Genomic DNA, 14,510 nt, shown 5'->3' with positions numbered 1-14,510 from the left:
TACAGGGTAATTTACAGAATCTTTACATTCTATTTATTAATAAACCATATAAAATAATTCAAGAATCCAGCATAAACAAGCCACATCAAATAAACCAAATTTATGTATCCAGCTCTCTTATCTATTTTAGAAAACTTTGAAATCATTATTACAGAAACCAAAATCATTATTATTATGTCTACTAAAGCTGTAAATCTAAGTCCAAATCCAAAAAATAATATAGTCCAAACAAAATTTAATGCAAGTTGTAACCCATAATAAAAGATTGCATCTCTTACTTTAGGTAAATTGTAACCCTTTCTTAATATTAAGTATGAAGATATACCCATCAATATGTACAATATAGTCCAAACTATCGGAAAGATAAATGCTGGTGGTGCAAAGCTTGGCTTTGTGAGCTGTAAATAGTAGGTTGAGATATCTGTCCCACTAATAATCATTGTTAAAACACTACTTAAATAACCTATTATTAATGGTATCAATATGTTTATCAAAAAATTTCTAATTTCCTTTACTGATATAATCAAATTCTTCCCCTTCTTTCAAAATTTTCTTTGATTATAGATATGCTCAAATATGACTTGTTATTCTCAAAAAATATAAAAAGCCTAGAGATTTCTCTCTAGGCTATATCAATCTATTGTAAGTTTTGTTTTACCAACTTATTTATAAGTTTTCCATCAGCTCTTCCTTTAACCTTTGGTTGGATAACTGACATTATTTTTCCCATATCCTTCATAGAAGTTGCTCCTACTTCAGATATAGTAGATTTTACAATTTCTTCTAACTCTTCTTCGCTTAATTGTTGAGGTAGGTACTCTTTTAAAACTTCAATTTCAGCTTCTGTTTCTTTTATTAAGTCTTCTCTTCCAGCTTTTTCAAATTCAACTAATGCATCTCTACGTTGCTTTAATTGCTTTGCTATTACATCGATAATTCCATCTTCATCAAGTTCGACTCTATTATCAACCTCATACTGTTTAATGGAAGCTCTTATTAAAGTTACTACAGATTTTCTCACTGTATCTTTGTTTTTCATAGAAGATTTCAAATCCTCTTGTAACTTTTGCTTAAGGGACATCCCCTTCACCTCTTTATTCTTATTTACTACTATTTCTTAGCGTTTTTTCTTCTTGCTGCTTCAGCTTTTTTCTTACGCTTAACGCTTGGCTTATCATAGTGCTCTCTTTTTCTCACTTCTGACATGATGCCAGACATTGCACATTGACGCTTGAATCTTCTTAAAGCGCTGTCTAATGTTTCATTCTCTCTAACTCTTACTTCTGACATTTCTTTTTCCCTCCCTCCAATAGCGCAATTATGCTGGGACTGTAACTATGTTCTTTTTGCATAATATGCATTACAACCTAACACTTTGTTTATTATAAACTAAATTTTTACTTTTATCAAGTATTTTTATCAAGAAGGAACTCAATTTTTCAATAATTTAGTTTAGTTTTGTCCCGCTTCGTAATTAGGAAGCTTTTTACCAGCTAAAATATGATAGTGCAAATGTTTAACTTCTTGCCCTCCATCACTTCCACAATTATTTATGATTCTGAATCCAGTTTGGTCAAAACCTTTCTCCTTAGCTATTTTATTAATAACAACATGAATATGTGACACAATATCCATCTCTTTATCAGGAATATCAATTACACTATCGTAATGTTTTTTAGGTACTACCAATATATGGTATGGAGCAACTGGGTTTAAGTCATTAAATGCTAAGACTCTATCATCTTCATAAACTTTAGTTGAAGGTATTTCTCCGTTCGCTATTTTACAAAAAATACAATCCATTTTTTCCACCTCCTATCTTATAAATATTATAATTTCTACATGTTATATCAAAATTCCTTCTACATATTCATCTTTTACGTCATTTATTTTCACTTTTAATATCTGACCTTGTATATTTTTGTCACTTTCAACAACAACTCTTATATAATTTGATGTTAGTCCCTCAAATTTATTGCCTTCTGTATTTTGTTCAAATAAAACATCTAACTCACTTCCAATAAATTTATTTGCAAATTTATTAAAATTTACTTTGCTTAAATTTAAAAGTTGCTCACTTCTAAAATGTTTCATTTGAGGGTCAACCTGATTTTCCATAGTCGCAGCTGGAGTCCCTTTTCTTGGTGAGTATTTAAAAATATGCATTTGTGAAAGCTCTATTTCTTTTAAAAACTCATATGTTTCTTTAAATTCATCGTTTGTCTCTCCTGGAAATCCTACTATCACATCTGTAGTTATTGCGACATTTGGCATTTTACTTCTCAATCTATCTACAATAGTTTTGTACTCTGAAGTTGTGTATCTTCTATTCATTCTTTTTAAAGTTTCATCACATCCACTTTGAAGTGATAAGTGGTAATGAGGACAAACTTTATCCATCTTTAAAACTTCATTCACAAATTCATCTGTAAATAAGATTGGTTCAACAGAACTAAGTCTAATTCTCTCTATTTTATCTATTTCATTTATTTGTTTTATTACATCAAGAAGTTTAATATCCTTATCTTTTAAATCTTTTCCATAAGAGGCAACATGTATTCCTGTTAATACGACCTCTTTATAGCCATTATTAGCCAATTTTTTTACTTCATCGACTATACTATCAATATCTCTACTTCTAACGCGTCCTCGTGCATAAGGAATTATACAGTAGGTACAAAATCTGTCACACCCATCTTGTATTTTCATAAATGCTCTAGTCTTTCCGTTAGTTTGGCTGATTTCTATTTCTTCGAATGCTTTAACCTTCATTATATCATCAACTGTACTAACTTTCTTACTTGCATCTATCTTTTTAATTTCTTCAACAATCTTTCTTCTGTCATTTGTACCCATAACTAAATTTACTTCTTCTATATCCAAAATTTCCTCTGGAGATACCTGAGAATAGCATCCCACCACGGCTATTATTGCATCTGGATTTTTCTTTTTAACTCGTCTTATATATTGACGAGATTTTCTATCACTCATATGAGTAACCGTACATGTATTTATAACATAAACATCAGCATATTCTTCACTATTAACTTGTTCATAACCATCTTTTTCAAATAGCTCTAACATAGCCTCAGTTTCATATTGATTGACTTTACACCCAAGTGTATAAAAAGCTACTTTTTTCAATTTATTTTTCTCCTCCTAAATCACTTAGCTCATACAAAGTTATTGTTGATGCTACAACAGAAGCTGTCTCAGTTCTCAATATTCTAGGCCCTAATGATACAACACTACAATTATCTTGTTGTACTTGCTCTATCTCTTCTTCAGAAAATCCTCCTTCAGGACCTACAAGAATTCCAACACTATCTATATTAGAATCACACTTTTTAAGTGCATCTTTTATTGAAACTGTTCTTTCATTTTCATAAGGGCAAATATTTATATTATTTTTCTTCATATCTTCTAAAGCTTCTCTAAAACTTAAAATACCTCTTAGTTTTGGTATTTTACCTCTTTTACTTTGCTTTGCTGCTTCATAAATTATTCTTTCCCAACGTTCAAATTTTTTGTCTTCTTTTTTGTCATCAACTTTAGTAACACTTCTCTTAGTTTGAACTAATATTATTTCTTCTACACCTACTTCAGTTAACTTTTGAAGTATCATCTCCATTTTTGGGGCTTTAGGAAGCCCTTGATATAATCTTATTTTAAGTACTGATTCTCTATTTATATCAACTTTTTCTAAAATATTTAAATTAACCACACTTTTATCTATATTCGTTATCTCACAAATATACTCATTATTATTCTTGTCACATACCTCAAGCTTCTCGCCTAACTTACATCTTAAAACTTTTGAAATATGTTTTACATCTTCACCTTCTATAGTGCAAGTTTTATCTTGTAGATTTATATTATTTTTTTCAACAAAAAATCTGTCCATTATACTTCACCATACCCTCTATTTTTTAAGCTTAGAAACTATTGCTGACCATTCACCTAGTTTTTGAACTTCAACTATTTCAAATCCATTTTCAATTAAACTTTCTTTAACTTCTTCTACTTTATCCAGAATTATACCTGAAGATATGAATATAGCATCTTCTTTCATAAAGTTTTGAACATCTTTTGCAAGTATTTTTATTATATCAGCTATTATATTTGCAACTATTACATCAGCTTTATCTTTTATTACATCTGTTAAATTACCATGCATTACAGATACATTTTCCTCTACCTTATTTTCAATCACATTTTCTTTTGCAACTTTTACTGCCACTTCATCTAAATCTACAGCTATAACTTCTTTTGCCCCTAATTTGGCTGCTGCTATTGCAAGTATTCCACTACCACAACCAATATCAAATACTTTAGAATCTTTGTTCACATATTTTTCTAATTCTCTTATACACATACTAGTAGTCTCATGTGTACCTGTACCAAATGCCATACCAGGGTCAAGCTCTATTATTAAGTCCCCTTCTTGCACAGTATAATCTTCCCATGTAGGTTTTACTACTACTCTTTGTCCTACTTTTGTTGGTTTGTAATATGCCTTCCATGCATTTGCCCAATCAGCTTCATTTACTTGGTCTAATGATACACTTCCTTCACCTATATCTATACCAAAATCTTTTAGACTTAAAACTTTTTGCTTTATTATTTCGACAAATTCCATCACATTTTTTTCTTCTGAAACGTAAGTTTTTATAAGTACATCATCTTCTTCATTCTTTTTAAATACTTCTTCTTCAACATAGTCCCAATCTAATTCATTTTTCTTCTGAAATAAAAAGTCTTTTGGGTCTTCTATTACAGCCCCACCAGCTCCTTGTTCATATAGTATATTTGTTATAGGTTCAACTGCTTCTGTTGTTGTTTTTATAGTTACTTCTATCCAATTATTCATAAGTTTACCTCTCTTCTTTATAGTAATCTTCCTGTTTTTCCATAACTTTTATTATATCATAAATATCATACTTTTTTGTTTTATAAATTTTTAATAGTAATATCTTAATGACATATACTTTTCAATTTTTACCAAACTAAGTATATAAACAGTAATTTAGAAACCATATATTATTAAATTTTATTAAAAAAATAATAAATATCACTTTTAATCTCTTTTACAAATTACATAATAATCTACATTATATGTAAAAATAATAGTAATTAAACTATTAAACAAAAAAGTTTGGCTATTTTACACATTTAATAGAATAAAAAAATTTGATATTATATAACTAAAATTTAAATATTAAGGAGAACACAATGTCTGAAGTAATCTTAAAAAATATATCAAAACTTTACTCTAATGGATTTAATGCAGTAAAAAATATAAATATAGATATCAATGATAAAGAATTTATCGTTTTAGTAGGTCCATCTGGTTGTGGTAAATCAACCACACTTAGAATGATTGCTGGTCTTGAAGAAATCTCTGAAGGAGAACTATACATTGGAGATAAACTAGTCAATGATATAGAACCAAAAGATAGAGATATAGCTATGGTTTTTCAAAACTATGCTTTATATCCTCACTTATCAGTTTATGAAAATATGGCATTTGCACTTAAACTTAGAAAATTATCCAAAGATGAGATAGACAAAAAAGTTAAAGAAGCTGCTAAAATATTAGATTTAACGCCTCTTTTAAATAAAAAACCTAAAACATTATCTGGAGGACAGAGACAAAGGGTTGCATTAGGGCGTGCAATAGTTAGAAATCCTAAGGTATTCTTAATGGATGAACCCCTATCCAACTTAGATGCAAAACTTAGAACTGCCATGAGAACAGAGATAACTAAACTTCACCAACAGCTTGGAACTACATTTATCTATGTAACACATGACCAAGTTGAGGCTATGACTATGGCCGATAGAATCGTTGTAATGAAAGATGGAGTAGTTCAACAAATTGCAACTCCACAAGATGTATATGATTATCCAGCTAATATATTTGTTGCAGGATTTATTGGAGCACCACAGATGAATTTTATTGATGTAATATTAATAGAGGAGAACAATGAAATCTATGCACAAAATGAAAATATTAAACTTAAATTGAATAAGGAAAAACACTACAATTTAATAAAAGACAATTATATTAATAATGAAGTCGTTATAGGTATCAGACCAGAAGACATTCATGTAGAAGATACTTTTATTAAATCCAACCCAGATACTTGTTTTAAATCAAAGATTGAAATAAAAGAACTTATGGGAGCAGAAACTTATGCTCACTTAAAATTAGGTGAAAATACGATAACAATTAGATTTGATAGTAAAAACAGAATTAATGTTGGTGATGACTTAACACTTTCAGTTGATAGCAGTAGAATACACATATTTGACAAAGAAACTACTTTAGCTATAAGATAAGAATATAATCTTATTTTTAAGGAGACTTTATGGAAGATTTAAAAAGTTTTTTAGAAAGACAACTTAATAAAAAAATAAATATCTATCCGTATGAAAATCAAAGTTTAAGTTCTAATAGCAATTTAATTACTTTCAACAATACTATTTATGTTGTTGATTTTCTAGTTGAAAATAATCTCGACAATCTAAAAGGTAACTTTTATCTAATTTATCAGTCTCATATAGATTTTGAATATCTAAAAAATATTTTTTATAACTTATATGATAATATAAATATAATACAACACAATGGTTTTTTTATTATAAATTCTAAATACAACTTAGATATTAATATAACTACACAAAATATAATTGAAACTGAAACTTATCAAAGTACCTATATTTTTTATCTTGGTGAGTTAGATAATAAATCCGATTTTAATTTTAGATTACAATTATGTTCTGACTTACTACCTTATATTGTAAAAGATAACGCTGAAAATAAATTTTTAAATTTATTTGACCTCATTAGATATAAAACTTTTGATTTGATTAATAAAGATAATACACTCAATAAATTAATAGACTTTAATAAGATTAAATCTATTGATGAAGAACTTCTATATACAGGAATAAAGTTTATAAGTAATGATTTAAATATCTCTAAGACATCTACTAGTATGTTTTTACATAGAAACACACTGGTATATAGGTTGGAAAAAATCAATGAGATACTTGGATTTGATTTGAAAAATTTTGAAAATGCAATGATTTTTTATCTGAGTGTCAAATCTTATTTTCTATATAAAAAAATTTAAGTACTAAATTAAGCAGAACTCCAAAACATTAGTTCAAAGTTCTGCTTAATTTTAATTTATAATATTGTATACTTATTAAGTATTCTTTATTTAAAAGCTTGAAGTTTATAAATATCAATCACTCATGTTTTACAAACAATATTTTCAAGTGTGTAAAATACTAGACTTATTAAATCCATAAATCTACTATTTTACTGTTCTTAATTCTTTCTTTAAAACAAAATTCAATAAAAAACTTATTGTACCTAAAACCACCATAACATAACCTAATATTTGAAATTGAGCTGATGTTATACTTGCTTCAAATACCATTCCAAGTAAAACTGTTGCTAAAATAGAACCTAAATAACGACTAGTTTGAAATAGACCTGAAGCTGTCCCTATACTGTCAGAAGGGCTTTCTTTAAACATAGAGGATTGTAATGCCACATTCCCAACTCCATAGCTAATACCTGCCAATGATAAAATAATGCCCTTTCCTATTACTGGTATATGAACAAAAACTATTGAAAGAAGTACTGCACTAATCAACATAAAAATTGATGACATCATCAGAGGCAATCTAGTACCAGATTTGTCTATCCATCTCCCAGTTAATGGAGATATAAATATACCTATACCAGACATAAATAACATAAATAGCCCAGTCGATTTTGCACTATAATGTAGTGCATCTTGAAAGTAACTAGGAAGACCAAAAAACAAAATATAATTAAAGAAATTTAATATAATAAACTGTAAATAGACCTTTGACAGCTTAGGATTATTTACAAATAACTTAATATCTATAAATGGTAATTTTGTTCTAAGCTCATGCCAAATAAAAATACACATCAATATTACACCCAATACAAGTTGTTCTAAATTAAGAGACTCCTTCATAGATAACAAGAATAGTAATAGAAAAATCATTGCAATTGAAAATATAAGTATACCAATAATATCTAATCTCGATAATACATTTTTTAAAGTCTCTTTTATACAGTTCTTCTCTTTTGTTTCTTTTGGAAATAAAAAATATCCTAGACATATAGAAACCATAACAATAGGTATGTTGACAAGAAATATAGCATGCCATCCACCTAAATCCAATAATAAACCTCCTAATGTTGGTCCTAACCCTGCTGTAGTTGAAGCAAAGATAGTTAAAACGGCTAATGCAGAAGATTGTCTTTCCTTTATATTATTTTGTATAAGAGCAACCCCAGATGGATATAGGGTACTTGTTCCAATAGCCTGAATTACTCTTATAAAAATCAATATAAAAAATGATTGAACAAATGGTACTATAGATGCTGACAAAATCACAAGTATCAAACCACTCAAAAACAAGACTTTCCTACCTATTAAATCTCCTATCTTCCCTGAAACTGGTTGTGCAATGGCACTAGCCAAATAAAACGCTGAAACAATCCACGATACAGTTGTAAAACTAATATGAAAATCATTTTGTATACTATGTAAAGCAAGTGAAATCATAGACGAATTAAGAGGATTAAGCATAGTTCCTGAACCTATTGCTATCAAAAAAAGTGTTCTTCTAGCATTTATCTTACTCATATATCATGCCTCCAGTAAGCAACTCCTTTACCTTATAAAAAAGCAGCTCCTATAATTCCTGCGTCTGAGCCTAAAGTTGCACATGTAATTGTAGCTATATCTTCTTTTTTGTACAATACAAATTTTCTTACTAAATCCTCTATTCCATCGAGTATTATATCACTAGCTTTAGAAATACCTCCACCGATAGATATAATTTCTGGGTCTAAAGAATTTATTGTATTTGCAAAAGTTTTAGCTAAATACTCCTTAAATCGATTTATTACTTCAATTGCAACTTCATCATTTTCCCTATATGAATCAAACACCATCTTTGCATTTATATTTTCTAAATTTCCTTCTGCTAAATTTAAAATCATACTTTCTCGCCCTTCTTGTATCAACTTCTGAGAATACTTTATAATTGCAGTTGCAGAACAAAAAGTTTCTACACAACCATTATTTCCACAATTACAATCAAAATAGTTTTCTCCTATAATTTGATGACCTATTTCTGAGCCTAATCCATGTGCTCCAGAAAAAACTTTTTGATTAATTACTATTCCTCCACCTACACCAGTTCCTAAAGTATATAAAACACCAACATCAGCACCCTTCATACTTCCAAATTTCGCTTCTCCAAGTGCTGCTACTGTTGCATCATTTTCTCCATGAATTTCAACCTCTGGAAAGATTCTTTTTAGTTCATTATTAAAATCTTTTCCATCCCATTTTAAATTTACACATGTTACTAAACCATCTTTATTTATAAAGCCAGGTACTCCAAATCCAATAGATTTTATATTGCTAATAGTAAGCTCATTCTCTTCTAGCAACTTATCAATCATTACTTTTATGTCATTAAGTATTCCTTCAAAACCTTTTTCAATAACAGTTTTACATTCTGACCTAAAAAGTATCTTTCCATTATTATCAACTACACCTGCTTGTATACCTGTTCCACCTATATCTACACCTATATAATACATCCTTTTCACCTTTCTCTTTTGAATCATTTAATTTTGCTCTATATTTTATTATATATATAGTATATTAAAATGTGACACTATGCAAATTTTTCATAACAACTTATACACAAAGTAAAAACATCTTCCCACAGTATATTTTTACTATGAGAAGATGCCTATTTTATTAATTATTTTAATTTGTTAAGCGTTCAAAACAAACTATATCTAAAACAAGTATTTTAAGTCTTTATATCTACTTATTTTTTATCTACAACATTATTTATAACTAAATATCAAACAAATCTTAAGTATGCCTTTTAGTAGCTAGAATTTGACTTTCTACACAACATATGCATACTTCTTTACATATATCTAGCTAGATACATATTTCTTTACATACATATCTAGTACAATAAATAATAATACATACATATTTCTTTACACATATACATATTAAAATCAATTTACAACTAACTTTTCATAACTGAATTATAATCAGATAAATCTTTTGTAAAAATATTAATTTATACTATACAAAAGATTTAAAAATTAGATACCTTGTCTATAGAATATTACTATTTTACTATTAAAGGTTTAAGTCTAGGTAATTACAATAATTATCCCAGCTCGTGAGTTTTTCCAGTACTTAATATAGCACTAAAAGTATCTAATTTTATCTTACATATTATAATTGAGTTTTCTTCATCATTTGGCAGTGCCACATCCGTTCCCACTGGAATCACCCCTTTCTGTTATTTGATTATATTATAGCATATTATATATTTGGGGACAAGCATTTTTCAGAAAATTATTTATATTCAGTTTTTATTTTTTTCCTATAAAAATAGCCAATATAAAAATCATACTATCTCCATTGAAAATCTCTTAAATAGACAAGATTTCAGAAATACGATTATATATTGGCCATTTTAATTACTTTTTCTTAAACATATCTTCTATTTTCTGTCCGAATGTTTTTTTCTTTTCGTGGACGTTCGACCCACACTCCTTCGCAAATTCCTTTAACAGGTCTTTTTGCTTGTCATTTAATTTTTTAGGAATTTCAACTACAACTTTAACATACTGGTCTCCTCTTGAATTACCTCTAATTCTAGGGATTCCTTTTTCTTTAAGTCTAAATACAGTTCCAGTTTGTGTTCCTTCTGGCACGCTATATTTAACTTTTCCATCCAAAGTAGGTACTTCTATCTCATCACCTAAAGTTGCTTGAACAAATGTAATTGGCATTTCAAAGTAAATATCATTTCCATCCCTAGTAAATAGTGGATGTGACTTAACATTAACTACGATATATAAGTCTCCTCTTGGAGCACCTTTTTCTCCTACCTCACCTTGACCAGAAAGTTTTATCATTTGACCATCATCTATACCTGCAGGTATGTCTACTTCTATAGTCTTAACTTTTCTTGTATTTCCAGTTCCATGACATTTACTACATGGAGATTCAATAACTTCTCCAGTTCCATTACAAGCACTACAAGGTCTTGAACTTGCTATATTACCAAATGGAGTTCTTTGAACAGTTCTAACTTGACCAGTTCCATTACAAGTTGAACAAGTTTTCTTTGATGTACCTGGTTTTGCTCCAGTTCCACTACATTCTTCACACTCTTCACTTCTGTTTACTTTCATAGACATCTTTTTACCAAATGCAGCTTCTTCAAAAGATATAGTGACACTTTGTCTTATATCCGCACCACGTTGAGGACCTCTTCTTCTCTGTCTTCCACCTCCGAAGCCTCCTCCAAACATGTCTCCAAATATGTCTCCAAACATATCTTCAAAACCACCAAAGCCTTGACCGCCAAATCCTCCTTGGCCACCAAAACCACCTTGACCATTTAGCCCATCATGCCCAAACTGGTCGTAAGTTTTTCTCTTTGTATCATCTGATAGTACTTCATAAGCTTCATTTATCTCTTTAAACTTTTCTTCTGCTTCTTTATCGCCAGGATTTCTATCTGGATGGTACTTCATTGCTAATTTTCTATAAGCTTTTTTTATCTCTTGAGCTTCTGCACCTTTACTGATGCCTAAGACTTCATAATAATCCCTTTTTGTACTCAAAAATTGACACCACCTTCATTTTACAAAACGATAGCTTGTAGAATAATAAACTACAAGCTATCATTAATTCTTATATTCTACTTTAAGTTATATAATCTATGATATATTATATTCTTTATGATGTATATTGTCCATATATCTTTAACATCTATATGATTTTCATAAATCATATATTATCCATCTATCATTTAGTGTTACATATTATATATCTTATTTGTCTTCATCTACCTCTTTAAAGTCAGCATCTACTACATTGTCATCTTTAGGTCCATTGTCTTGAGCTTGTTGTTCTGCTCCTTGTGCTGCTTGTTGCTCTTGAGCTGCTTGTTGGTACATTTCTTGAGATACTTTTTGGAACTTAGTCATTACTTCATCTGTAGCTTTTTTAAGTTCTTCTGCTGTAGCATCTTGTTTGTCTTTTACAGATTTTAAGTTTTCTATAGCTTTTTCTATATCTTCTTTATCACTTGAGCTTATTTTATCTCCAAGTTCATTTAAAGTCTTTTCAGTTTGATATATAGTAGATTCAGCTTGGTTAAATGCTTCTATTTTTTCTTTCTTTTGTTTGTCTGCTTCTGCATTCATTTCTGCTTCTTTTATCTTTTGCTCTATCTCTGATTCTGATAGATTAGTGTTTGATGTTATAGTTATTTTTTGTTCTTTTCCTGTACCTAAGTCTTTAGCTGAAACATTAACTATACCATTTGCATCTATATCAAATGTAACTTCTATTTGAGGTATTCCTCTTTGTGCTGGTGGTATATCTGTTAATTGGAATCTTCCTAAAGTTGTATTGTCATAAGCCATACTTCTTTCACCTTGAAGAACATGTATATCAACAGCTGTTTGATTATCAGCAGCAGTTGAGAATACTTGAGATTTCTTAGTTGGTATTGTAGTGTTTCTTTCTATTATCTTAGTCATTACATTACCCATAGTTTCTATACCAAGAGATAATGGAGTAACGTCTAGTAATAATAAATCTTTAACATCTCCTGCTAAAACTCCTGCTTGTATAGAAGCTCCTGCTGCAACACACTCATCTGGGTTTATACCTTTATGAGGGTCTTTTCCTATAAATTTCTTAACAGCTTCTTGTACTGCTGGTATTCTTGTAGAACCACCTACTAATAATACATCATCTATATCACCTGTAGAAAGTCCAGCATCTTGTAAAGCTCTCTTAGTTGGTTCCATAGTTTTTTCAACTAAACCTCTAGTTAATTCTTCAAATTTAGCTCTTGATAAGTCTATATTTAAGTGTTTTGGTCCTTCTGCTGTAGCAGTTATGAAAGGTAAGTTTATGTTTGAATTCATTGTTGATGATAATTCTTTCTTAGCCTTTTCTGCTGCTTCTTTTAATCTTTGAAGAGCCATATTATCATTTCTTAAGTCTACACCTTCAGCTTTTTTGAATTCATCTGCTAAATAGTCTATTACTATTTGGTCAAAATCATCTCCACCTAATCTATTGTTACCAGCTGTAGCTAAAACTTCGAAAGTTCCATCTCCTATTTCAAGTATAGATACATCAAAAGTTCCTCCACCTAAGTCAAATACTAATATTTTCTTTTCTTGGTCTAATTTATCCATACCATAAGCAAGAGCAGCTGCTGTTGGTTCGTTTATTATTCTCTTAACATCAAGTCCTGCTATTCTACCAGCATCTTTAGTAGCTTGTCTTTGAGCATCTGTAAAGTAAGCTGGTACTGTTATAACTGCCTCTGTTACTGTTTGTCCTAAGTAACTTTCTGCATCTGATTTTAATTTTTGTAATATTATTGCTGATATTTCTTGTGGAGTATATGATTTTCCATCTATATTTACTTTGTAATCAGTTCCCATATGAGTTTTTATAGAAGTTATTGTTTTATCTGCATTTGTAACTGCTTGTCTTTTTGCAGGCTCTCCAACTATTCTTTCACCATCTTTTGTAAATGCTACTACTGATGGAGTAGTTCTCATACCTTCACTATTTGCTATTATTTGTGCTTCTCCACCTTCTAATACTGCAACACATGAATTTGTTGTTCCTAAATCTATTCCTATTATTTTTCCCATGACTAAAATCCTCCTCGAGTAATTATATAATTAAGTTTTACTTATTTGAATATTTCATATTAGGTTAAATAATCAACCTTTAATTTATACTTAGCAAGAAACTTTAACCATTGAAGGTCTTATAACTTTAGTTCCTAGCTTATATCCTTTTTGAAGTACCATTACTATTTGATTTGCTTCAACTCCATCTACACTTTCTTGCATAACTGCTAGGTGTAAATTAGGGTCAAATTCCTTAGATTCTGCTTCTATTTCTTCTACTCCAAATTTTACTAGAGTGTCCATTAACTGTTTATGTACAAGGCTTATACCCTTATACATAGTATCTTCCTTATCTTCACATGCATCTAAGGCTCTTTCCATACTATCTATAACTGGTATCAACTCAGTTATTATCTTTTCATTTGCAAACACACCTATCGTCTCTTTTTCTTGTTGAGTTCTTCTTCTGTAGTTTGCATATTCGGCTTGAAGTCTTTGATATTTATCATTTGATTCATCTAATTCGTCTTGCAATTTTTTTTCTGCTAATTTAGAATTTATATCTGTTACATTTTCATCATCAACTTCTTTTTCATCACTTGTTTCACTTGATTCCTTACATTCTTCATTAACAATTTCCTCTTCTAACTCTACTTGAGTTTCAGATTCTTGGTTAATAGAAGTATCATTTTCTTCTTTTACTTCCTGTTGCTCATTTTTTTTATCCAAGACT

The 14,510-nt window shown here is 29.5% G+C and carries 14 protein-coding genes; 2 read left to right on the top strand and 12 right to left on the bottom strand.

What is annotated here, in order from left to right:
• Window positions 1–29 precede the first annotated feature (29 nt).
• The 7 genes from Q3287_RS05550 to prmA form a co-directional block, all read right to left on the bottom strand.
• Window positions 30–527 (bottom strand): TspO/MBR family protein, encoded by a 498-nt coding sequence (locus Q3287_RS05550; RefSeq protein WP_054271052.1) that lies wholly within the window; start codon window positions 525–527, stop codon window positions 30–32.
• A gap of 110 nt (window positions 528–637) precedes the next feature.
• Window positions 638–1,081 (bottom strand): GatB/YqeY domain-containing protein, encoded by a 444-nt coding sequence (locus tag Q3287_RS05545; RefSeq protein WP_054271053.1) that lies wholly within the window; start codon window positions 1,079–1,081, stop codon window positions 638–640.
• A 29-nt stretch (window positions 1,082–1,110) separates the two neighbouring features.
• The gene (rpsU, locus tag Q3287_RS05540; protein ID WP_003416618.1) at window positions 1,111–1,290 is read right to left on the bottom strand and encodes a 30S ribosomal protein S21; all 180 of its coding nucleotides are present in this window, start codon (window positions 1,288–1,290) and stop codon (window positions 1,111–1,113) included.
• A 162-nt stretch (window positions 1,291–1,452) separates the two neighbouring features.
• The gene (locus Q3287_RS05535; RefSeq protein WP_054271054.1) at window positions 1,453–1,803 is read right to left on the bottom strand and encodes a histidine triad nucleotide-binding protein; all 351 of its coding nucleotides are present in this window, start codon (window positions 1,801–1,803) and stop codon (window positions 1,453–1,455) included.
• A gap of 42 nt (window positions 1,804–1,845) precedes the next feature.
• Window positions 1,846–3,144: a tRNA (N(6)-L-threonylcarbamoyladenosine(37)-C(2))-methylthiotransferase MtaB gene (mtaB, locus tag Q3287_RS05530; RefSeq protein ID WP_231300808.1), complete on the bottom strand. Its 1,299-nt coding sequence runs from the start codon at window positions 3,142–3,144 to the stop codon at window positions 1,846–1,848.
• A gap of 1 nt (window position 3,145) precedes the next feature.
• Window positions 3,146–3,904 (bottom strand): RsmE family RNA methyltransferase, encoded by a 759-nt coding sequence (locus Q3287_RS05525; RefSeq protein ID WP_407963643.1) that lies wholly within the window; start codon window positions 3,902–3,904, stop codon window positions 3,146–3,148.
• 18 nt (window positions 3,905–3,922) lie between these two features.
• Window positions 3,923–4,870, bottom strand: a complete 948-nt coding sequence (gene prmA, locus Q3287_RS05520) for a 50S ribosomal protein L11 methyltransferase (RefSeq protein ID WP_407963642.1) — start codon at window positions 4,868–4,870, stop codon at window positions 3,923–3,925.
• A gap of 362 nt (window positions 4,871–5,232) precedes the next feature.
• On the opposite strand from prmA, the gene Q3287_RS05515 reads away from it, so the two are divergent.
• Both Q3287_RS05515 and Q3287_RS05510 read left to right on the top strand, forming a co-directional pair.
• Window positions 5,233–6,342, top strand: a complete 1,110-nt coding sequence (locus Q3287_RS05515) for an ABC transporter ATP-binding protein (RefSeq protein WP_407963641.1) — start codon at window positions 5,233–5,235, stop codon at window positions 6,340–6,342.
• Between the two features lie 29 nt (window positions 6,343–6,371).
• Entirely contained in the window at window positions 6,372–7,139 is a 768-nt protein-coding gene (locus tag Q3287_RS05510) for a CdaR family transcriptional regulator (protein WP_054277187.1), read from the top strand.
• A gap of 186 nt (window positions 7,140–7,325) precedes the next feature.
• Here Q3287_RS05510 and Q3287_RS05505 read toward each other — a convergent pair whose 3' ends face one another.
• The 5 genes from Q3287_RS05505 to grpE all read right to left on the bottom strand — a co-directional run bounded on the left by Q3287_RS05505 (window position 7,326) and on the right by grpE (window position 14,506).
• Window positions 7,326–8,699 (bottom strand): MFS transporter, encoded by a 1,374-nt coding sequence (locus tag Q3287_RS05505; protein ID WP_223152811.1) that lies wholly within the window; start codon window positions 8,697–8,699, stop codon window positions 7,326–7,328.
• Window positions 8,700–8,731: 32 nt separating this feature from the next.
• Window positions 8,732–9,694 (bottom strand): ROK family protein, encoded by a 963-nt coding sequence (locus Q3287_RS05500; RefSeq protein ID WP_407963640.1) that lies wholly within the window; start codon window positions 9,692–9,694, stop codon window positions 8,732–8,734.
• Window positions 9,695–10,579: 885 nt separating this feature from the next.
• Window positions 10,580–11,734, bottom strand: coding sequence for a molecular chaperone DnaJ (dnaJ, locus tag Q3287_RS05495; protein WP_407963639.1), 1,155 nt, complete (start codon window positions 11,732–11,734; stop codon window positions 10,580–10,582).
• Window positions 11,735–11,944: 210 nt separating this feature from the next.
• A complete protein-coding gene (gene dnaK / locus Q3287_RS05490; protein WP_054277191.1) occupies window positions 11,945–13,795 on the bottom strand; it encodes a molecular chaperone DnaK in 1,851 nt (616 codons plus the stop codon).
• A 90-nt stretch (window positions 13,796–13,885) separates the two neighbouring features.
• Window positions 13,886–14,506: a nucleotide exchange factor GrpE gene (gene grpE, locus Q3287_RS05485; protein WP_054277192.1), complete on the bottom strand. Its 621-nt coding sequence runs from the start codon at window positions 14,504–14,506 to the stop codon at window positions 13,886–13,888.
• Window positions 14,507–14,510: the final 4 nt, after the last annotated feature.

Source organism: Clostridioides sp. GD02404 (genome assembly GCF_045898275.1).
GTDB lineage: Bacteria > Bacillota > Clostridia > Peptostreptococcales > Peptostreptococcaceae > Clostridioides > Clostridioides difficile_A.
The sequence above is the reverse complement of the archived record's forward strand: the minus strand, read 5'-3'. Positions and strand labels throughout refer to the sequence as shown.